Genomic DNA, 20,652 nt, shown 5'->3' on the forward strand with positions numbered 1-20,652 from the left:
CTGGAAAAAGCCTATGAATGTCGAGATTGGTCATTTCGCGCTTGTTCTCGCACTGGCTTTGTCAGTGGTGCAGTCAATCGCGCCTGTTGTTGGCGCACAGCGCAGAGACATGCAGCTGATGGGCGTCGCCGTGCCGACTGCACTGGCTGTTTTTGCTCTTATTGCTTTTTCTTTCGCAGTTCTGACTTTCGCCTATGTGGTCTCTGACTTCTCAGTTCTGAACGTTGTCGAGAATTCGCATTCGCAAAAGCCGATGCTCTATAAAATTACCGGCGTTTGGGGCAATCATGAAGGCTCGATGCTCCTCTGGGTGTTGATCCTTAGCTTCTTCAGTGCGTTGGTTGCTGCCTTTTCAGGCAACTTGCCAGAAACGCTACGCGCAAATGTGCTTGGTGTTCAGGGTTGGATCGGAACAGCATTTCTCGCTTTCATCATTTTCACGTCCAATCCGTTTACGCGTATTATCCCCGCGCCGATTGAAGGTGGCGATCTAAACCCGATCCTTCAGGATATTGGTCTCGCGATCCATCCGCCGTTGCTTTATCTCGGCTATGTCGGATTTTCAGTCTGTTTTTCCTTTGCCGTAGCAGCGCTGATCGAAGGTCGCCTTGATGCGGCTTGGGCGCGCTGGGTTCGCCCTTGGGCGCTGGTCGCCTGGATGTTTCTGACCGGCGGTATCGCGATGGGTTCATATTGGGCCTATTACGAACTCGGCTGGGGCGGCTGGTGGTTCTGGGACCCGGTTGAGAATGCGTCCTTCATGCCATGGCTGGTCGGTACTGCTTTGCTGCATTCGGCAATCGTCATGGAAAAACGGTCGGCGCTGAAAATCTGGACCGTGTTGTTAGCGATCTTGACCTTCTCGCTGTCATTGCTTGGCACTTTCCTTGTGCGTTCCGGCGTGTTGACTTCAGTGCATAGTTTCGCGACCGATCCGGGGCGCGGTCTCTTCATTCTTGCTATTCTCGCGATCTTCATCGGTGGGTCGCTGTCGCTTTTTGCACTTCGTGTTCAGAGTCTGACTTCAGGCGGGCTGTTCCAGCCGATCTCGCGTGAAGGCGCTTTGGTCTTCAATAACCTCTTTCTCACGACTGCTGCTGCAACCGTCCTTATTGGGACGCTCTATCCCCTGCTGTTGGAAGTGATGACCGGAGAGAAGATCTCTGTCGGCGCTCCCTTCTTCAACATGACCTTCGGACCATTGATGATTCCGCTGTTGTTGGCAGTCCCATTTGGTCCGTTGCTAGCGTGGAAACGCGGTGATTTGTATGGTGTCGCACAAAGGCTGATGACTGCCTTCGCTCTGTCACTGATCACTGTCGGTATTGTGGTTTGGCGTAGCAATGCCCATTCCGTACTTGCCGCGCTGGGTATTGGTCTTGCCGTTTGGCTGATCCTTGGAAGCCTGACCGATCTTTGGCTGAAGGCAGGTATCGGCAAGGTTTCGGCAGGCAAAGCATTTTCTCGCTTCAAAGGTCTGCCGCGTTCCGTCTTTGGAACGGCGCTGGCACATATCGGCCTCGGCGTGACCTTGCTCGGCATCGTCAGTGTCACAACTTACGGCACTGAAAGTGTCTTGCTGATGCGGCCGGGCGAAACAACAAAAGTTGCCGAATATTCGTTGCGCTTTGAAGGATTACGTCCTCTCACCGGCTCCAACTTCACTGAAAATCGCGGCAGCTTCACGCTTTTGGATTCCTCAGGCCGTGACTTGGGGCTGATTGAGCCGTCGAAGAGGTTCTTCCCGGCTCGACAGATGCCAACAACGGAATCAGGCATTCGCACACTTTGGTTCAGTCAGGTTTACGTTGCTTTGGGCGATGAGCCGGGAAATGGTTCCATCGTTGTACGCGTCTGGTGGAAACCGCATGTGACGCTCATCTGGTATGGCGCATTGGTCATGATGATTGGTGCAATCTTCTCGCTTGCCGATCGGCGCCTGCGTGTTGGTGCACCATCGAAGGCCCGTAAATCTTCATCCAAGCCCGCTGAGGCCGCAGCATGAAGATTGCGAGAGGGTTTACAGCACTTTTCCTGGCAGTCCTTTTGTCATTTTACGGGTCGGCCGCACTTGCGGTGAACCCGGATGAGATATTGCCTGATCCGCAATTGGAAAAACGGGCACGGCAGATCTCGGCAGAGCTGCGGTGCATGGTCTGTCAGAACGAATCGATTGATGATTCCAACGCTGAATTAGCGCGTGACCTTCGTATTCTGGTGCGTGAACGCCTGACATCGGGCGATTCTGACAAGCAGGTCATGGATTTTGTCGTTGATCGATATGGTGAATTTGTTCTGCTGAAACCTCGTTTCAATGCCCAGACGGCATTTCTTTGGGGTTTCCCTGTTCTTGTTTTGCTGTTTGGTGGAATTGCTTTGTTCATTGCTTTCCGCAGACGAAATGCGGTCGTCGAGGTCCAAAAGCCTTTGTCTGAGCGTGAAAAAGCCGAGCTTTCCCGGCTTCTTGATGACAAATAAGATCTTTTTCTTCTCCTGAATTGAACCCAAACCTTACAAAACTTTCATTTTCCGGAAATTGAGCGGTAAGGTAGCTCGAACTATCTTGTGCTCTATAAAGGATTACAGGACCGGATTTGCCTTGGTGGAAATTCCTGGTCCGAGATTGCTGCTCGTAAGGAGAGACAGATGTCGAAGATCATAACTTCAAAGTACCGCAAGGGTGTTGCAGCAGTAGCGCTGTCGGCCGCGCTGGCTGGTGCCTTCGTTGCCACCGGCCCGATGGGCGTGATGAACAATGCCCGTGCGGAAGCCGTAAGTGTCACTCCGCCCCAGCAAGCTGGCTTTGCTGATCTGGTCGAAAAGGTTCGTCCGGCAGTCGTCAGTGTTCGTGTCAAGAAAGATGTTCAGGAAACAGCAAACAGCGGTTCGCAGTTTTCCGGACCTCCCGGATTTGATCAGCTCCCAGACGGCCATCCATTGAAGCGCTTCTTCCGTGATTTTGGTATGGAACCGCGCGGCGATGCACGTCCTGATAGCCGTCGTCCTGGCAGAGCTCCAAAGGGTCGCCCGGGCCATGAGCGCCCTGTCGCACAGGGTTCCGGCTTCTTCATCTCTGAGGATGGCTACCTTGTCACAAACAACCACGTTGTTTCAGATGGCGATGCCTATAGCGTCGTTCTCGACGACGGCACAGAACTCGATGCCAAGCTGATCGGCACCGATCCACGCACTGACCTCGCCGTACTGAAAATTGACGATTCAAAGCGCAAGTTCACTTATGTGAAACTCGGCGATGACAGCAAGATCCGCGTCGGTGATTGGGTCGTTGCAGTCGGTAATCCTTTCGGTCTCGGCGGTACTGTAACCTCCGGTATTGTCTCTGCTCGTGGTCGTGACATCGGTGCAGGTCCTTACGACGACTTTATTCAGATTGATGCTGCAGTGAACAAGGGTAACTCCGGCGGTCCAGCCTTCGACCTTTCCGGTGAAGTTATCGGCATCAACACCGCCATCTTCTCTCCTTCAGGTGGCAGCGTGGGTATTGCCTTTGCAATTCCTGCATCGACCGCCAAGCAAGTTGTCGATCAGCTGATCAAGAAGGGCTCAGTTGAACGCGGTTGGATCGGCGTACAAATTCAGCCGGTAAACAAGGACATTGCCGCGTCGCTCGGCCTTGCAGAAGAAAAGGGCGCACTTGTTGCATCGCCTCAGGCCGATGGTCCGGCTGCCAAGGCTGGTATCAAGGCTGGTGATGTAATCACTGCCGTCAATGGTGAGACAGTTCAGGACCCACGCGATCTTGCTCGCAAGGTTGCGAACATTATCCCGGGCGAAAAGGCTGCTCTGACTGTATGGCGCAAGGGTAAGGCTGAAGAAGTCGATATCACCATTGCAGCCATGCCGCAGGATCTCGGAAAGGCTGACACCCAGTCCGGTGGTGGTGGCGATACCGAGCAGGGTGAAACCCTCGACTCGTATGGTCTGACTGTCACCCCTTCTGAAGAAGGTGATGGCGTGGTGGTCACAAATGTTGACCCTGACAGCGATGCATCTGATCGCGGCATTCGTTCCGGCGATGTGATCGTAAGCGTCAACAATCAGGTGGTGAAGAACGCCGCAGACATCAATAAGGCAATTACCGAAGCTTCAAAGGCTGGTCGTAAGGCGGTATTGTTGCAGCTCCAGAGCAATGATCAGAGCCGCTTCGTGGCGCTGCCTATCGATCAGGGATAATGATGATCGTCTGGACAATTAGTGTCTGAAATTCAGATGCCAGGCGGTCAGTCCGCCTGGCATTGCTCCATTTACCACATCGAACTTTGTTTTTACGCGTGTCGTCAAAGGAAGAAACTCGTTCCAACTTTTCCCCGACATGCTTTAGGGTGGCGCCATGAAGATTCTCGTTATTGAAGACGACCGCGAAGCGGCCCGCTATCTTGAGAAGGCCTTTATCGAGGCTGGCCATTCTGCCGACATTGCTGGCGATGGTGAGATTGGTTATACGTTGGCTGAAAACGGTAGCTATGATGTGCTGGTCGTTGACCGGATGTTGCCGAAGCGCGATGGCCTTTCTGTGGTCGCCGGACTGCGTGCCAAAGGCATGGAAACGCCGGTTCTCATCCTTTCCGCCCTTGGCGAAGTGGATGATCGCGTGACAGGACTTCGCGCAGGCGGTGACGATTATCTGACCAAACCTTACGCATTTTCCGAGCTTCTGGCTCGTGTTGAAGTTTTGCAGCGCCGTTCAAGCCCCCGCGAAGCGGACACGATTTATCGTGTTGGCGATCTGGAGCTTGATCGCCTCGCACACACTGCGCGCCGACAGGATGTAGACATCACACTTCAGCCGCGTGAATTTCGTCTGCTCGAATATCTGATGCGCCATGCAGGTCAGGTCGTGACACGTACTATGCTGCTTGAAAATGTCTGGGATTATCATTTTGATCCTCAGACCAACGTGATCGACGTCCATATCTCGCGTCTGCGCTCCAAGATCGAGAAGGGCTTCGATGGCCCGCTTTTGCATACAGTGCGTGGCGCCGGCTACATGTTGAAAGCTGGACGCGCTAAAAGCTCATCAGCGAGTGCCAAGGTGGAATGATGGGTCGCTTTTCTGCGCTCATGCGCACGACGGCTGCGCGACTATCGACACTCTATTTGCTATTGTTTGCTGTTGGTGCGGTGGCATTGGTCTTTTACATGACCAATCTTTCCGCTTCGATAATCAATACCCAGACGCAGGAAGCACTGGGTGAAGAAGTTGCGAGCATTGGTAAGGCCTATGCGCGTGGCGGCATTCCGCAGCTCGTACGCACGATTGATTATCGGTCGCGTCAACCCGGCGCCTATCTCTATCTCGTTGCTGATCCATCGGGGCGGATTCTTTCTGGCAACGTAGAAGGCGTTGAGCCGGGCGTTCTGGACACTGACGGCATCGTTGAACGAGCCTTCAAATATCGCCGCTATGGTGAGCAGGGCACGGAAACCGAGCATCGCGCAATTGCCGTGGTGATCGCGCTTCCGAATGGCATGCGTCTTCTGGTTGGCCGTGATCTTGGTGAACCGGAACGCTTCCGCGATCTGGTACGCCGATCGCTTATGTTGGCGCTCGGCATTATGGGTGTTGGCGCGCTATTGATCTGGTTCTTTGTGGGCCGTCGAGCACTCAAGCGTATTGATGAAGTTTCGCGTGCTTCGCAACGCATTATGGATGGCGATCTGACTGGTCGGTTGCCTGTTAATGGTTCCGGCGATGAGTTTGATCGTCTTTCTGGCAACCTCAATGTCATGCTTGGACGAATTCTCGAGCTCAACGAAGGCTTGAAGCAGGTATCCGATAATATTGCTCACGACCTCAAGACGCCGCTCACCCGCTTGCGCAATCGGGCGGAAGAAGCTCTCTCAGGCAAAAAAGCAGGAACGGAATATCGTGAAGCGCTGGAAGACATCATCGGCGAATCCGATCAGCTGATCCGTACTTTTAATGCGATCCTTATGATCTCACGCTTGGAAGCGGGCTATTCTTCGGAAAATCTGGAGAATATGTCGGTCGCGCCAATCGTCAGCGATGTGTCGGAAATGTATGAGCCGGTTGCCGAAGACGCTGGCGTAAAGCTTACTCTTGGTGATCTGATTGACGTGCCTTTGCATATCAATCGTGAGCTTGTCGGTCAGACCGTTTCTAACCTTGTCGATAACGCCATTAAATATGCGCTGAATAGTGAAAACACCGCAACAGTCACGCTTTCCATGGAACGTGATCAGCAGTGGGTACGCATTGTGGTGGCTGATAACGGCCCCGGCATCCCGGAAGATAAACGTGAGCAGGCAACTGAACGCTTCGTGCGTCTTGAGGAAAGCCGTACGCAGCCCGGATCGGGTCTTGGTTTAAGTCTTGCCAAGGCAGTTATGAAGTTGCACGGTGGCGCTCTGCGTCTGGAAGACAATGGACCGGGCCTGCGTGCAGTTCTCGAGTTTCCGTTGTTGAAGGACAGCTGATCTTAATACTCGCATGAATGAGGGGACCATGGCGGCTGAAGACACAAAGGCACTGTTTTTCGACCGAAACCTTTGTGGGCTGACACCCCTTGATAGTGGGCGTGCAAAATCGTTTTTTGCTGATCTCATCCAGCGGTCCAAGGAAGAAAATCTTTCCGATGTCGATGCGCTGTTGCATCAGCCCAAAGCGGAAGCATTTCTTGCTGCTGTTCTAGATCTTTCCCCCTTCATTCGCGAAGCTCTGACGCGTCATCCTGGCATTCTGCAGCGTCTAGTTGCAAAAACACCCGAGACTGCACTCAGTGACATCATGGGCGAAATATCGGCCAGTGGCGCGGAAGAGGGTGCGAGCGAGACTTCGCTTATGTCCGATCTACGCCGATTGAAGCGCGAAGCCCATGTGCTGATTGCGCTTTGCGATCTAGGGCAGGTTTTCAATACGGAAACGACAACCGGCTGGCTCACCGATCTGGCCGAAGCTTGCACTGGTGCAGCCATTCGCTTCCTGCTTCGCGATGCGGATCGTGCGGGTAAGATCAAGCTTGTCGACCAAGCCAATCCTGAAAAAGAGAGCGGCTGGATTGTGCTAGGCATGGGCAAATTCGGTGCGCGTGAGCTCAATTACTCGTCAGACATCGACCTCATTGTTTTCATTGATTCCGAACGCCCATCAATCATCGATCCCTATGAACGTGTTGATACGTTCTCACGGTTGACGCGTCGTCTTGTCCGCATTCTTCAGGACCGCACTGCGGATGGTTATGTCTTCCGTGTTGATTTGCGCTTGCGTCCTGATCCGGGATCAACGCCTCTTGCAATTCCGGTGGGCGCAGCGTTGCACTATTACGAAGGCCGTGGCCAGAATTGGGAACGTGCTGCCATGATCAAGGCACGACCAGTTGCCGGTGATCGTGAATCCGGTCTGCAGGTGCTGGCCGAACTCGCCCCTTATGTCTGGCGCAAATATCTCGACTACGCCGCCATTGCCGATGTGCATTCGATCAAGCGACAGATCCACGCTCATAAGGGGCATGGCGATATTGCCGTGCGTGGCCATAATGTGAAGCTTGGGCGCGGCGGTATCCGCGAAATCGAGTTCTTCGTGCAGACGCAGCAATTGATTGCCGGTGGGCGTTTCCCTGAGTTGCGCGGCAACCAGACCGTGCCGATGCTTGCCCGGCTTGCTGAACGTGGCTGGATCACCGAGAAAGCACGCGATGCGCTTGCAAAGGAATATTATTTCCTGCGCGACGTTGAGCACCGTATTCAGATGATCGCCGACGAACAGACGCATATCCTGCCGGAAGACGACGAAGGCTTTGCGCGCGTCGCTCGTATGATGGGCTATGCCGATCCAGCAGAGTTTTCCGATGTTTTTCTTGCTGCACTCAAGGTCGTTGAAAAGCAGTATGCGGCATTGTTTGAGCAAGCCCCTGAACTGGGTACAGCGACCGGCGGCAACCTCGTCTTCACCGGTGATGTTGATGATCCAGGTACGCTCGAAACGCTTTCATCGATGGGTTTTGAACGGCCGAGCGATATTTGCCGTGTAATCCGCACCTGGCACTTTGGACGCTATCGCGCCACGCAATCAGCCGAGGCGCGCGAACGCCTGACCGAACTGACACCCGCACTTTTACAAGCCTTTGCCGAAACCAAACGTGCCGATGAATCCTTGCTGCGCTTTGACAGCTTTTTACAAGGGCTTCCGTCGGGTATCCAGCTTTTCAGCCTGCTGCAATCCAATCCGCGTCTGCTTAATCTAATTGTCATGATCATGAGTGCGGCACCTCGTCTTGCAGAAGTAATCACACGTAATCCGCATGTCTTTGATGGTCTGCTCGATCCGGCAATTTTCTCAGAAATGCCGACGCGTCATTATCTGGAAGAGCGGCTCCGCGCGTTTCTCGGATCAGCCAGTGATTATGAGGAGGTGCTTGATCGTCTACGCATCTTCGCAGCCGAACATCGTTTCCTGATCGGTATCCGGCTTTTGACCGGCGCGATTGATGGTGTGCGGGCAGGGCGTGCTTTCTCCGATCTCGCTGAGCTTATGATCGGCAAGGCATTCGAGGCCGTGGAGACGGAATTACAACGCCGACATGGCAAGGTTCCGGGCGCTAAAGTGGCGTTGCTTGCTATGGGTAAGCTTGGCAGTCGCGAGCTGACTGCTGGCTCTGATGTCGATCTGATCCTTCTCTACGATCACGACGTTGACACCGATGAGACCGACGGTGAAAAACCTCTTGCGCCTTCCCAATATTATATTCGCCTTACGCAGCGTCTGATCGCTGCACTGTCTGCGCCGACAGCCGAGGGCGTGCTTTATGAAGTTGATATGCGGCTGCGTCCTTCTGGTAATAAGGGGCCGGTTGCTACACATATTGAATCTTTTGGCAAATATCAGCGTAGTGAAGCGTGGACATGGGAGCATATGGCACTGACGCGTGCTCGCCCGATCCATGGCGATGCTGATTTTATTGATTTCATCAAAGGCGAGATCGATGAGGTGCTTTCAGCACCACGCGATACAACGAAGATCGCAAAAGACGTGCGCGAAATGCGCGATCTTATCTATCAGGAAAAGCCACCGCGCGATGACTGGGATTTCAAGTTGAAACCCGGTGGCATTGTCGATCTCGAATTTATCGCGCAATTTGCAGTTCTAACGGGCAAGCTGGTCACTGAGCCCAGACCGCTTGGAACCGAAGATGTGCTTTCAGGACTGGATTCGTCCTTTGCCGATCCAGCATCAAGCGACATGCTGGTGGAGGCACATCGCTTCTACACCAATCTCAGCCAAACAATTCGCCTCTGCCTTGGTAGCGACGCGTCGCGGGAAGAGTTCATTCCGGGGATGATCGACCTTCTCTGTCGCGCTGCCGAATTGCCGGACATCAAGCGCGTCGAACATCAATTGGCGGAACTGGCGACAAGTGTTCGGGCCAGTTTTGATGAGTTGATCAAATAAACTTATACCAAAACTCCATGAGTATGACTCATGGAGTTTTGGTTAAGCCCAAGTGGCGATTGAACTTTTTCAAGGCGTGATGCGTCAGCATCTTCACGCCTTGCTATTAAGCGCATCCCGAAGCAAACAGATGGCGCATTTCCATGGGGTAAATTGAAACGTGAAATGCTCTAGCGCCAATCAGGCTGCGTGGATTTCTGCCTCATGACTGACGATGGCTTTCTGTCTGCGGTCTGGAATGCAGACGGAAACTACAGTGCCAATGCCCTCGGTCGAGCGGATGCGCAGCCAGCCACCATGCAGTTCTGCAAGTGAGCGCGTAATTGCAAGGCCAAGACCTGAGCCACTATGCGTCTTGGTAAACTGGTTTTCCACCTGCTCGAACGGCTGGCCGATTTTCCGCAAGGCAGACTTTGGAATGCCTACGCCTGTATCCTGAATGGTCATGAAAAGAGCCGATCCGGTTTTACGAGCGCGTACAGTGATGTGTCCGTTATGCGAGGTGAACTTGACCGCATTGGAAAGCAGATTGATCAGCACCTGTTTGACCGCACGACGGTCTGCATTGAGCTGCATCGCTTCTTCGATACGCGTCTCGACTGTGATGTTCTTTTCGTCTGCCTGCAGCGAGATCATGCGTACGGTTTCATTGATCAGCGGGCAAAGGTCTATCTCTTCGCGATCAAGTGAGAAATGACCAGCTTCGATCTTCGACATATCCAGAATGTCATTGATAACGTTGAGCAGGAAGTTGCCGCTGGTGTGAATGTCGTTGATATATTCTTCATAGCGATCGGAACCAAGTGGCCCGAAAGTGCCGGCTTGGATCATTTCGGAGAAACCGATAATCGCGTTGAGCGGCGTGCGCAACTCATGAGACATGTTGGCGAGGAATTCAGACTTCGCGCGGTTTGCAGCTTCCGCGCGTTCCTTTTCCTGACCATATTTACGAGCCAGTTCCGACAGTTCACGAACGCGGTCGCGCTCGCCCTTACGGGCTATCGAAAGATCGTGAATGGTTGCCATGAGGCGACGTTCGCTATCAACCAGACGTTCCTGATGCTGCTTGATCTGCGTAATGTCGGTGCCGATGGAAACAAGTCCGCCGTCCTGCGTGCGGCGTTCGTTGACCTGCAACCAGCGTCCATCGCTCAGCTGTCGTTCGAAGGTCTGACCACCCGCACGGTTATGCTCGTTGGCCATGCGACGCTCAAAGCTGAATGGGCGTGTATGGGCATCGACTTCATTGCGCGGAACGCCTGGCTTCAGTGTCCAGACTGGAAGCCCCGCATATTCACTGAACTTGGAATTTGCCATCACCAGACGATTATTGGCATCCCACAAAACGAAGGCCTCGGAAATGTTTTCAATAGCCTCACGGATGCGCATATCGGCTTCAGCCGTTTGCTGCGCAAAACGGTGCTGTTCGCTGACGTCAAAGGCGATGCCCACCAGATGCAGGTCATTCTCTGCGGCAATTTCCGCACGAACTCGCATCCAGACCCATGAACCATCGGCATGGCGCATACGGAATACCCGATCGACGTGGGAAATGTCGCCAGCCGCAGCCTGTTCAGCGATTGAATAGAGATCGCCGTCTTCTGGATTGATGATCGCTGACACGTCGCCAAAGGCGAGAACCGCATCCTGCGCTTCATAACCAAGCATTTCATACATTGAGCGCGACCAGTAGATGCGTCCGCGCGCCATGTCCCAATCCCATAGACCACCACGGCCACGCGCAAGCGCCATATCGATGCGGCGCTGAATCTGCCCGGAAAGGTCGTCAGCTTCGCGAGCGCGCGCTGCCTGACTGAAATAGGCATAAAGGATGGCAAACATCACGCCTGTCGTGCCTGCAAACAGCGTCACGTTCAGGGAGACTGCGCGCTTCCATTCGGCAAAGATCGTACTTTCCGGTTCCGCGGCTACAATCGCATAGGGCACGGTCATAGGTTTGGATACCGTGCCGTAAGCGGCCTCACCGTTCATGACGATGGTCAGAACGCCTGCGCGCTCCGCAAACATGAAAAGCGGTTGGATGTCGCTGAACACATCGTCAGCCCGTTTGCCGATGATGTCCGTTGCAGGGCCGGAAGCGGTGACGATAACGGAGTCATCATTGACCAGAGCAACGGTCATGCCGCTGGAGGACAGTCCGCGCGACCGAAATTCGGCAATTGTATTATCGAGGTCTTTGGGCGACATCTGAGCGCCAGCCTGCGTTCCATTGGCTGCACGCTCAATCATCTGCGCCAGATTGGCCGTTGCAGCAGAAAGGGCGGCTTTGTGCTGAAGCTCAATGTCTTCGCGCCATGACAGCATCGAGAAAACACGAGCCACACCGAGTATGATCAGGAATATGATGATGAGAGCCGGAACAAGGCGGCGCAACGCGGGTTCAACCGCTGCGAATTTGCCATAAGCAGGGCCTGCAAGAAGCTTGGCATGGCCAGAAAGCCTGCCTTTCTTTCGCTTCCGTCCGGAGTCGCGATGCTTCCCCGCCGTCGCGTCGTACGCGTCGGTGCTCGCCATCTATTGGCCCCTCTTTGATTTGCCGTAACAGTTCCCAAGATGCGCTCAAAGCGCTGTCCGCCCAGAACTGCTTTTGCCGCGTGAACTGAAATCTCTACTCAAAATGTTTCGGAATACGCCATCTCCGAACAACATCAATGAATCAAAAGTGATTCGTGCTGTCCAGTGAATTCGTTAACGAGACGTAAAAAACACCATTCGTGAATTTGGATTTTCCGTTGAATCTCAATCTGTTAAACGGAATCAGTTTGAGAGCGCGCCCATCTAACACCCTGAAAAGACTCATGAAAGCCGGAAGCCTTTTCAGGTTTTATGCAGCTTTGCTTGAATATCTGCGCAACGGCCAAACCCGGCCTGTTCAGAGGCCGAGTTTGATGAAGTAGAGAATCAATCAGCTGATTCGCGAATCAAGCAAGCGTTCTGTCGACGATGTCCCGTAGATCAGTCGACAGCTTCTGCGTCCCTGCAATGCGGGCGAGGGCTGCACGAGCATGTTCACGACGGGCATCTTCCAGCGAACGCCACGACCGCAATGCTGTGAGAAGGCGAGCTGCGAGTTGCGGGTTTTCTGGGTCGATTGCCAGAATGATATCGGCAAAGAAGTTGTAAGCCGCGCCATCTTTGCGATTAAAGCCCGTTGGATTGCTCGCCGAGAATGCGCCGATCAATGCGCGTACCCGGTTTGGATTATCAAACGAAAGCAGCTTGTGTTTCGTCAAGGTCCGAACGGCTTCAAGTGCCTTGTCGCCCGGTCGGGTTGCCTGCACGATGAACCATTTGTCCATCACCAAGCCATCGTCGCCGAAGCGTCTTTCAAATGACGCAAGCGCCCCCTGGGCTTCATGGCTATCGCCGAAGCGATGCACCAGCACGCTTAAGGCTGCTGCACGTTCGGTCATGTTATCGCCGTCTGCAAACTGCTGCGCAGCACGCGCCGGGCTATTCTCGTGACGGCTGAGGTAATCAAGCAGCACATTCCGCAGAGCGCGCTTGCCCGCTGATACAGCATCAGGAGAGAATGCATCCTGTTGCTCCAGCCGTGTGTAAAGTGCTGCGAAGTCTTTCGCATAGGCGGAACCAATCGCAGCAATCAGATGGTCGCGGCTTGCAAAGATTGCATCCGGGTCAACATTCTCGCCCATCTCACGCGCAATGTCGCTTTCGCTTGGCAAAGTCAGACATAGTGCACGGAAAGCGGCATCAAGGCTCTCATCCGAGGCAATACGTCCGGCAAGTTCGATAATTTTAGTATCGGTCTCCGGCAAGTAGCCGCCACGTACTCGTTTGGCGCCTTCTAGCAAGGCTTGCGTAAAGATGCCGGTCAGAGCCTGCCAGCGGGCAACCGGGTCGCTGTCATTGAGAGCGAGGAAGACCCGGTCTTCCGAGTTAAGCGGTGAGACCAGATTGATCGGGGCGGAAAAACCACGCAACAGCGAGGGGACTGGGCGTTCCTTGATCCCATGGAACGTTAGCGTTTCCGAAACACGATGCAGATGAATGACGCCATCGTGCACATCTCCACCTTCGACAGAGGAAGGTTGAATATCTTTGCCATCCGATCCCAACAAGCCAAAGGCGATCGGAATATGCATCGGTTTTTTTACCGGCTGACCGGGCGTGGGTGCGAGGGATTGCGTGAAACTGATGGTGTAAGTTTCTTTTGCCGCATCAAAACTGAAGCTCGCTTCAACCTTTGGTGTGCCCGACTGATCATACCAGAGCGCAAATTGCGAGAAGTCTTGGCCGGAGACATCGGAAAAAACTTTGATGAAGTCTTCAATGGTTGCAGCATCGCCATCATGGCGCTCAAAATAGAGATCCATACCTTTGCGGAACAGTTCGGGGCCGATGATCGTTCGGATCATACGCACCACTTCCGAACCTTTTTCATAAACAGTCGCCGTATAGAAGTTGTTGATCTCGCTATATTCACGTGGGCGTACCGGATGTGAAAGAGGACCGCTATCTTCTGGGAACTGCTGGGCTTTCAGTATTTTCACTTCTGCGATGCGCTTTACCGGACGCGAGCGTTCGTCGGCCGAAAATTCATGGTCACGATAAACTGTCAGGCCTTCCTTGAGACACAGCTGGAACCAGTCGCGGCAGGTAATGCGATTGCCGGTCCAGTTATGGAAATATTCGTGCGCGATCACGGCTTCGATGCCAGCATAATCGACATCCGTTGCCGTTTCCGGGTCGGCCAGCACATATTTGTCGTTAAAGACATTGAGGCCCTTGTTTTCCATAGCCCCCATATTGAAGTCCGAGACGGCAACGATGTTGAAGACATCGAGATCATATTCGCGGCCGAACTTTTCTTCGTCCCAACGCATGGAACGTTTCAACGCATCCATCGCATAAAGTGCGCGATCCTCTTTGCCATGTTCAACATAGATGGCGAGGTCGACAGGATGCCCTGATTGTGTCGTGAAATGATCCTTCACGACATCAAGCGAGCCAGCAACAAGGGCGAACAAATAGGAAGGCTTGGGGTGTGGGTCGTGCCAGACGGCAAAATGCCTGTCGGCATTACCGACGACAGCGCCGTGCTCGACTGGATTGCCATTTGCGAGCAGTATTGGTGTAGCAGCCTTTTCGGCGTCAATACGAACCGTATAAACTGAGAGAACGTCCGGACGATCATAATAATAGGTGATGCGCCGAAAACCTTCTGCTTCGCATTGCGTGCAATAGACATCGCTTGAGCGGTAAAGCCCGGAAAGCTGCCGGTTTGTAGTGGGGTTCACTTCGGTGACGATTTCCAGAGTGAAACGCTCAGCGTCGGGAAGGTCAGTGATTTCGAGTTTATCCGGCGTCACTGAGTAGCTGTTATCATTGAGCGCCTTCCCATCCAGGCTGATGCTGACGAAGTTCAGCTCGTCACCATCCAGAACAAGTGGTGTATCAGCAGCCGTTCCAGCGCGGCGCTCAATAGTCAGTTCGGCGCGAACGATCGTTTTCTCGGGCTCAAGTGTGAAATCGAGTTTCGTTTGAGGAATTGCGTAAGGTGTCGGGCGATAATCTTCGAGGCGGAATGTCTGGCCGGTTTCAGTACGCATTGCGAAACTCTTCTTTGTGATCACTTCGATACGAGAGTCGTATCCGGCTTTTTAGCAAACGACAAGAAAAGCGAAGTTGCTCAATATTTTTTAATTACTGATCTTTGCTTGGCTGGCACTTTGTTGCGAACAAGCCTATGGATAGCGCAATAACTGTAATTTCCCGCCTTGCTCCTGCATCCCCCGTTTAAGGAACTGCGTTGTGAAGTCCCTCCCGGACGCGGCCTCCGCAAATGTTCAGACCGGCGAAACTGCCGAGCCTGATCTGCTTCAAAACAATCCAATGCTGGGCATTAGCCTAAAAGTCGCTTCCGTCGCTGTTTTTGTCGGTATGTCGACCTTGCTCAAGGCTGCAGATGGTATCCCGCTTGGCCAGTTAATATTCTTCCGATCTTTTTTCGCAGTCCTTGCCATCCTGGTCTACTTTGCGTTGCGCGGGCAGCTATCCGGCATTCTTCAAACCCGCCATGGGTTCAGCCATTTCTGGCGCGGCATGGTCGGCGTTGGCGCGATGTCTCTGAGCTTTTATGCACTGACCAAGCTGCCTTTGCCGGAAGCAATTGCAATCAACTACGCATCACCGCTTATCGCCGTTGTTCTTGGCGCACTCATTCTGCATGAAGTGGTCCGGCTCTATCGCTGGAGTGCGGTCGTCATCGGCTTGTTCGGTGTGATGATTATCATCTGGCCGCGCATGACGCTGTTTGCGGAAGGCAATGTCGGACATAATGAAGCCATGGGCGCCTTGGCGGCATTGGGCGGCGCCGTGATGGCTGCCTTTGCCATGATGCTGGTGCGTCGTCTTGTGCAGACCGAACGCACATCGACAATCGTTATCTATTTCTCGATTTCAGCAAGTGTTATTGCGCTAGTTAGTGTGCCGTTCGGTTGGGTTGCACCGAGCTGGCCTCAGCTCGCAATGCTGATTGGCGCAGGTATTGCGGGCGGGATTGCGCAAATTCTGCTGACCGAATGCTATCGGCATGCCCCGATGAGTACCATTGCACCATTTGAATATACCTCAATGCTGCTCGGCCTCGGCATTGGGTTTTTATTCTTCGGGGATATTCCAACTTTTGAGATGCTGATTGGCAGCGTGATCGTTATGGGCGCTGGCGGCTATATCATCTACCGTGAGCATCAGTTGGCGATCGCGCCTCACAAAACCAATACTCCACAACAGGCACAGTAGAATTACGCCTGTCCCGGTGAACCTTCTGCGCGCGGATCAAGCTGCATTGTTTCAGGTGTAGGCTGACCGTCTGGCGTGTAGATTTTGAACTCTGTTTTTTGATCGCTGACTGCTGGTCGCTCGAAACGGCGAATACGCCAGAAAGCATGCAGACCATAGACTGCATAAGCGAGTGCCATAGTTACAAAGAACCCAGATGCCCCCATAAGATCCATGAGTGGGCCGGATAAGGCCGGGCCGACCATGCTGCCTGTGCCATAGATGATAAGCAAGCCACCAGAAATTTTAACAAATTCACTCGCGTCGGCATAGTCGTTGGCGTGGGCTACGTTAAGGCTGTAGATCGAGTAAAGTACCGAGCCGAACAGAAACATCATGATGTAGAGCGCATAGGGCGAGGTCGGATGAACCAGCAGCATGATGGCTGAGAGCACAAAGCCAATAGCGCCCGCGATAACCATGACGAAACGGCGATCCACAATATCGGAAGCGCGCCCGAGTGGATATTGGAAGATAGCGCCGCCAATCATTGCGCAGGCCAGCATTGTGGCGATGCCAAAGGTCGAAAGGCCGTTCATTTCACCATAGATGGCGGCGAGGAAGCTCCATGTGCCGGCCACTATGCCCGCGATGAAAGATCCGACGGCTGCTGCGGGGGAGCGTCTATAAAGCCCCTTTAGGTCCAGAGAAGCTTGCGTCAGCGGATTTGGTGACTGAGCGCTGGAAAGTGTGGTTGGCAACAGGGCGCTGGCATAAATGATCGCACAGATGATGAATAACGTTACGGTCGTCGCATCACCAAATGGCAGGATGTATTGGCCACACATGAGACCAAGCATGGTAATAATCATATAGATCGAGAAAATCTTGCCACGCGTTTCATTGGTGACGCGTTCATTGAGCCAGCTCTCGATAATCATATAGGAGCCTGCAAGCGAGAAGCCTGCGATGCCGCGGAAAATCATCCAGGCATAAGGGTTTACAATCAGCGAATGAAGCAGCAACGCGATTGATAGAAGCGTGAGTAGTGCCGAGAATACACGCACATGCCCGACGCGCCGCACCAGATGAGGAATAACAATGCAGCCTATGGTGAAAGCGAGCGCATAGGTCGTTCCCATCCAGCCAATTGTGGTCGTTGACCAGCCTTCAACGCCTCCGCGGATTGGCAGGAGAATGCCTGCAAGTCCACCGGCAAGCAGCATTAGAAATGTGCTTGCAAGCAAGGCAGCTATAGGCAGAAGCTGGCCGGCCATGAAAACCTCCCCGATGCACTAAGCTTAAAGAACGTTTGTCGAGTTCGGATATAGTGCAAGCGGCGGAATAATGTATGTTTGCGGCATGTTAGTGACAATTCGCTGTCTGATACGTGCAATCTGGGAATATTATTCAGCCAGTTCCGCAAGCTTCATTTTCACTGCAAGAAAATCGCGCCAGGCAAATCTTTTCTGCGCAGGCGTACGCAAGAGATAAGCCGGATGCAGCGTGGGCATGACCGGGATCTCAATACCCGACGGCGTGCGGTGCACTTTCCAATTGCCACGTAACCGTAGAATGCCTTCAGTCGCACCTGTCAAAGCCTTGCCAGCTGGACCGCCGAGCGCAACAAGCACTTTGGGGGCTGCAAGTTCGATCTGCCGTTCAATGAACGGGCGGCAAAGTTCTGTTTCGACGGGGGTTGGCGTACGATTACCCGGCGGACGCCAAGGAATAGTGTTGGCGATATAGACGCCTTCACGCTTGAGGCCGATAGCCTCGATCATCCGGTTGAGAAGTTGGCCGGATTTGCCAACGAATGGCAAGCCTTCCATGTCCTCATCACGCCCCGGCGCTTCACCTACGAACATGATGTCTGACGACGGATCACCATCTGCAAAGCAGAGGTTTTTGGCGGTGAATTTGAGATTGCAGCCATCAAAGGCTGCAAGTTTTTCGCGCAGCTCATCAAGCGTTGCGGCTTGTAAAGCGGCTTCGCGGGCCAGTGCAATTTGCGCATTATCCGGAACATCGGATGCAGCCTGCACAGGGCGGCTGGTCGGTGAGGGCGTTGCTGCCTGACGCGGTTGCTGTTGTTGCGCGCGCGAGCGGTCCGCTGACGAAGTTGATTTGTTTTCCTGCTGCGCGGGAGCTGAACGTACCGGCTGACGCTGAGCTTCTGCAAATCGATCGATCGGCGTATCGGAAAGCGGCATGTCAACACCCGCTTCCGCGTAAAAGCGGAGCAAGCCTTCCATATCCAGCGTTTCCCGGTCATCGATCATATTTTACACCTCACAAACTGAGGTGGCGAATTTTGGTGTTGAATGCAATAGCAGAGCGCATATTTCCGGTTCATAGAGTTGATTAAAGCGTCTCTCTCGAAGATGGGGGCGGCCTTTGGGCACGCAGAATTACGTTGCGTCACAATAGCCCATAATCACTAAATCGGCTGTTTAAAATTTGACGTTTACGTTAAGGTCAATATTATGAATGCTTGTATTGCGGCGATTTTGGACAATTGGACGCATATGCGACAGTCTTTAACTCTGCGACAGGGTAAGACCAATATGGGGAAGCCTATCTGTATAAAAGCGGTTTATCGCCGTTCGCGATAGGATCATGAGTAAAAACAATTGGATGCTTCACGCCCACTCCATTAGTGGGTGATGAAGTTACACCAGACGGAGGCCTAGAATGTCTGAAGCCCCAGCAATCGCGAGCCAGGAGCTTCCCGAACGCGAAAGCATGGAATTTGATGTTGTGATTGTCGGCGCAGGCCCTGCAGGCCTTGCTGCGGCTATTCGGTTTAAACAAATCAATCCGGAGCTTTCAGTCGTCGTTCTTGAAAAGGGCGGGGAAGTTGGCGCGCATATCCTGTCGGGCGCCGTCGTTGATCCAAGTGGTATCGATCAGCTTCTGCCAGGCTGGCGCGAGGAAGAGGGGCATCCGTTCAAGACCCCTGTGACCGCTGACCATTTCCTGCTGCTTGGTCCTGCGGGTTCGGTGCGTCTGCCAAATTTCGCCATGCCACCGCTGATGAACAATCACGGCAATTACATCGTGTCACTCGGCAATGTCTGCCGCTGGCTTGGCACGAAAGCAGAAGAGCTGGGCGTTGAAATCTATCCGGGCTTTGCTGCCACCGAAGTGCTTTATAATGATGAAGGCGCTGTAATCGGTGTTGCTACTGGTGATATGGGCGTCGAGCGTGATGGCTCGCACGGTCCAAATTACACGCGCGGCATGGCGCTGCTTGGCAAATATGTTCTGATCGGTGAAGGTGCACGCGGCTCGTTGGCAAAGGAACTGATTGCGAAGTTCAAGCTTGATGAAGGTCGTGAACCAGCCAAGTTTGGTATCGGCCTTAAGGAACTCTGGCAGGTCGATCCGTCCAAGCATAAGCCGGGTCTGGTACAGCATTCATTTGGCTGGCCGCTTGATATGAAGACCGGCGGTGGCTCGTTCCTCTATCATCTTGAAGACAATATGGTTGCAGTCGGCTTCGTACTGCATCTCAACTACAAGAACCCTTATCTGTCGCCGTTTGAAGAGTTCCAGCGGTTCAAGACGCATCCGGCGATCCGCGATACATTCGAGGGTGGCAAACGCCTTTCTTATGGCGCGCGCGCGATTACCGAAGGTGGTTTCCAGTCAGTGCCAAAACTGTCCTTCCCGGGTGGTGCGCTGATCGGCTGTTCGGCTGGCTTAGTCAACGTACCCCGCATCAAGGGCAGTCATAACGCAGTTCTGTCGGGCATTCTTGCTGCCGACAAGATTGCGGAAGCTTTGGCCGCTGGTCGTGCCAATGATGAGCCGATTGAAATCGAAAACAGCTGGCGTAACAGCGCTATCGGCAAGGATCTCAAGAAGGTCCGCAATGTGAAGCCGCTCTGGTCGAAGCTCGGAACGGTTATGGGTGTTGCTCTCGGTGGTCTTGATATGTGGACCAATCAGCTGTTTGGCTTCTCATTCTTTGGTACGCTGAAGCATGGGAAGAACGATGCGCAAAGCCTTGAGCCAGCAGCAAAGCACAAGAAGATCGATTATCCGAAGCCGGATGGCGTTCTGACTTTTGATCGTCTTTCGTCGGTGTTTCTTTCGAACACAAACCATGACGAAAACGAGCCAGTTCATTTGCATGTGGCTGACATGAAGCTGCAGCAGACATCAGAGCATGATGTCTTTGCAGGTCCATCGACGCGCTATTGCCCTGCAGGTGTTTATGAATGGGTGGATGCTGACGGCAATTCCGCGGCTGATCCGCAGGCCAAGGATGTTCGCTTTGTGATCAATGCGCAGAACTGCGTGCATTGCAAAACTTGCGATATCAAGGACCCGAACCAGAACATCAACTGGGTTCCGCCACAAGGCGGCGAAGGACCGGTTTACGTAAACATGTAATGTTTGCGTGAACTGTGTCCGTATCGACCGCCGTTGAGAACGATGTCGGCGAGGGA

General features: G+C 53.4%; 12 protein-coding genes. 8 read left to right on the forward strand and 4 right to left on the reverse strand.

From position 1 onward, the window contains the following. Positions 1 to 13 precede the first annotated feature (13 nt). The 6 genes from KMS41_02930 to KMS41_02955 all read left to right on the forward strand — a co-directional run bounded on the left by KMS41_02930 (position 14) and on the right by KMS41_02955 (position 9,430). A complete protein-coding gene (locus tag KMS41_02930) occupies positions 14 to 2,005 on the forward strand; it encodes a heme lyase CcmF/NrfE family subunit (protein QWK78215.1) in 1,992 nt (663 codons plus the stop codon). Further along, on the forward strand, positions 2,002 to 2,478 hold the full coding sequence (locus KMS41_02935; protein ID QWK78216.1) for a cytochrome c-type biogenesis protein CcmH: 477 nt from the start codon (positions 2,002 to 2,004) through the stop codon (positions 2,476 to 2,478). Before KMS41_02930 ends, KMS41_02935 begins: the two co-directional genes overlap by 4 nt. A gap of 168 nt (positions 2,479 to 2,646) precedes the next feature. Continuing rightward, the gene (locus KMS41_02940; GenBank protein ID QWK78217.1) at positions 2,647 to 4,194 is read left to right on the forward strand and encodes a Do family serine endopeptidase; all 1,548 of its coding nucleotides are present in this window, start codon (positions 2,647 to 2,649) and stop codon (positions 4,192 to 4,194) included. A 157-nt stretch (positions 4,195 to 4,351) separates the two neighbouring features. Beyond that, the gene (locus tag KMS41_02945; protein QWK78218.1) at positions 4,352 to 5,062 is read left to right on the forward strand and encodes a response regulator transcription factor; all 711 of its coding nucleotides are present in this window, start codon (positions 4,352 to 4,354) and stop codon (positions 5,060 to 5,062) included. Continuing rightward, positions 5,059 to 6,459, forward strand: coding sequence for a HAMP domain-containing histidine kinase (locus tag KMS41_02950; protein ID QWK78219.1), 1,401 nt, complete (start codon positions 5,059 to 5,061; stop codon positions 6,457 to 6,459). Before KMS41_02945 ends, KMS41_02950 begins: the two co-directional genes overlap by 4 nt. Positions 6,460 to 6,487: 28 nt before the next feature. Then, entirely contained in the window at positions 6,488 to 9,430 is a 2,943-nt protein-coding gene (locus tag KMS41_02955) for a bifunctional [glutamine synthetase] adenylyltransferase/[glutamine synthetase]-adenylyl-L-tyrosine phosphorylase (protein ID QWK78220.1), read from the forward strand. A 180-nt stretch (positions 9,431 to 9,610) separates the two neighbouring features. Here KMS41_02955 and KMS41_02960 read toward each other — a convergent pair whose 3' ends face one another. Then, complete coding sequence (locus tag KMS41_02960; protein QWK78221.1) at positions 9,611 to 11,965, reverse strand: PAS-domain containing protein; 2,355 nt, start codon at positions 11,963 to 11,965, stop codon at positions 9,611 to 9,613. A gap of 407 nt (positions 11,966 to 12,372) precedes the next feature. Beyond that, the gene (gene pepN / locus KMS41_02965; protein QWK78222.1) at positions 12,373 to 15,024 is read right to left on the reverse strand and encodes an aminopeptidase N; all 2,652 of its coding nucleotides are present in this window, start codon (positions 15,022 to 15,024) and stop codon (positions 12,373 to 12,375) included. 283 nt (positions 15,025 to 15,307) lie between these two features. On the opposite strand from pepN, the gene KMS41_02970 reads away from it, so the two are divergent. Continuing rightward, a complete protein-coding gene (locus KMS41_02970; protein QWK78754.1) occupies positions 15,308 to 16,216 on the forward strand; it encodes a DMT family transporter in 909 nt (302 codons plus the stop codon). Between the two features lie 2 nt (positions 16,217 to 16,218). Here the strand turns inward: KMS41_02970 and KMS41_02975 are convergent, their stop codons facing one another. Continuing rightward, the gene (locus tag KMS41_02975; GenBank protein QWK78223.1) at positions 16,219 to 17,472 is read right to left on the reverse strand and encodes an MFS transporter; all 1,254 of its coding nucleotides are present in this window, start codon (positions 17,470 to 17,472) and stop codon (positions 16,219 to 16,221) included. A 129-nt stretch (positions 17,473 to 17,601) separates the two neighbouring features. Further along, on the reverse strand, positions 17,602 to 18,477 hold the full coding sequence (locus tag KMS41_02980; protein QWK78224.1) for a uracil-DNA glycosylase: 876 nt from the start codon (positions 18,475 to 18,477) through the stop codon (positions 17,602 to 17,604). A gap of 412 nt (positions 18,478 to 18,889) precedes the next feature. On the opposite strand from KMS41_02980, the gene KMS41_02985 reads away from it, so the two are divergent. Beyond that, the gene (locus tag KMS41_02985; GenBank protein QWK78225.1) at positions 18,890 to 20,596 is read left to right on the forward strand and encodes an electron transfer flavoprotein-ubiquinone oxidoreductase; all 1,707 of its coding nucleotides are present in this window, start codon (positions 18,890 to 18,892) and stop codon (positions 20,594 to 20,596) included. The last annotated feature ends 56 nt before the right edge of the window (positions 20,597 to 20,652 follow it).

The sequence above is a fragment of the Ochrobactrum sp. BTU1 genome (genome assembly GCA_018798825.1).
In the GTDB taxonomy this organism is placed as follows: Bacteria; Pseudomonadota; Alphaproteobacteria; order Rhizobiales; family Rhizobiaceae; genus Brucella.

Excerpts from the sequence above, each read along its gene's own strand:
- KMS41_02945 (QWK78218.1), top strand. The coding sequence starts at position 4,352 with ATGAAGATTCTCGTTATTGAAGACGACCGCGAAGCGGCCCGCTATCTT.
- KMS41_02950 (QWK78219.1), top strand. The coding sequence starts at position 5,059 with ATGATGGGTCGCTTTTCTGCGCTCATGCGCACGACGGCTGCGCGACTA.
- KMS41_02960 (QWK78221.1), bottom strand. The coding sequence starts at position 11,965 with ATGGCGAGCACCGACGCGTACGACGCGACGGCGGGGAAGCATCGCGAC.
- KMS41_02940 (QWK78217.1), top strand. The coding sequence starts at position 2,647 with ATGTCGAAGATCATAACTTCAAAGTACCGCAAGGGTGTTGCAGCAGTA.
- KMS41_02980 (QWK78224.1), bottom strand. The coding sequence starts at position 18,477 with ATGATCGATGACCGGGAAACGCTGGATATGGAAGGCTTGCTCCGCTTT.
- KMS41_02935 (QWK78216.1), top strand. The coding sequence starts at position 2,002 with ATGAAGATTGCGAGAGGGTTTACAGCACTTTTCCTGGCAGTCCTTTTG.
- pepN (QWK78222.1), bottom strand. The coding sequence starts at position 15,024 with ATGCGTACTGAAACCGGCCAGACATTCCGCCTCGAAGATTATCGCCCG.
- KMS41_02970 (QWK78754.1), top strand. The coding sequence starts at position 15,308 with ATGCTGGGCATTAGCCTAAAAGTCGCTTCCGTCGCTGTTTTTGTCGGT.
- KMS41_02930 (QWK78215.1), top strand. The coding sequence starts at position 14 with ATGAATGTCGAGATTGGTCATTTCGCGCTTGTTCTCGCACTGGCTTTG.
- KMS41_02955 (QWK78220.1), top strand. The coding sequence starts at position 6,488 with ATGGCGGCTGAAGACACAAAGGCACTGTTTTTCGACCGAAACCTTTGT.
- KMS41_02975 (QWK78223.1), bottom strand. The coding sequence starts at position 17,472 with ATGGCCGGCCAGCTTCTGCCTATAGCTGCCTTGCTTGCAAGCACATTT.
- KMS41_02985 (QWK78225.1), top strand. The coding sequence starts at position 18,890 with ATGTCTGAAGCCCCAGCAATCGCGAGCCAGGAGCTTCCCGAACGCGAA.